The organism is Shimia sediminis (genome assembly GCF_003990645.1).
In the GTDB taxonomy this organism is placed as follows: Bacteria; Pseudomonadota; Alphaproteobacteria; order Rhodobacterales; family Rhodobacteraceae; genus Shimia; species Shimia sediminis.
The window spans coordinates 1-565 of record NZ_RYZK01000104.1 but is presented as its reverse complement, the minus strand read 5'-3'; the positions used below and the strand labels follow the sequence as shown (position 1 = coordinate 565).

Below are 565 nucleotides of genomic sequence, written 5' to 3'. Positions count from 1 at the left end.
GCCGATTTTGGGATCGGCTTCTCGACACTGAGCCGCTGGATCCAGCAGGATCGGCGCAATCCCGAGAAGCCAACCGTCCAGTCTGATCTCGAACGCGAGGTCGCAGAGCTGCGGAAAGAGAACCGTATGCTCCGGGAGGAGAGGGATGTTCTAAAAAAGGCCACGGCGTTCTTTGCGGAGAGAAGCAAATGAGATTTGCCTTCGTCGAAGAACACCGGCGCGTCATCCCAGTGAACCGGTTGTGCGAGATTATGGACGTCAGCCCGCGAGGTTACCGCGCCTGGCGTTCCCGTCCGGCCAGTCGGAGACGGCGAACGGACATGGTATTGTTGGCCCACATCCGCGAACAGTTCCGCCTGTCTCTGGGCAGCTACGGCAGGCCTCGCATGACCGAAGAGTTGAAGGAACTTGGCTTTGATGTCGGACATCGCCGCATTGGCCGTTTGATGCGACAGAACAGCATTACGGTGAAGAGGAACAAGAAGTTCAAAGCCACGACCGACAGCAATCACAGCTTCAACATCGCGCCGAACCTGTTGAACCGGGACTTCCTCGCTAACCGCCC

General features: G+C 58.1%; 1 pseudogene. It reads left to right on the top strand.

What is annotated here, in order from left to right:
- Positions 1–565 (top strand): annotated as a pseudogene (locus EK369_RS21585) (IS3 family transposase); the annotation flags it as partial.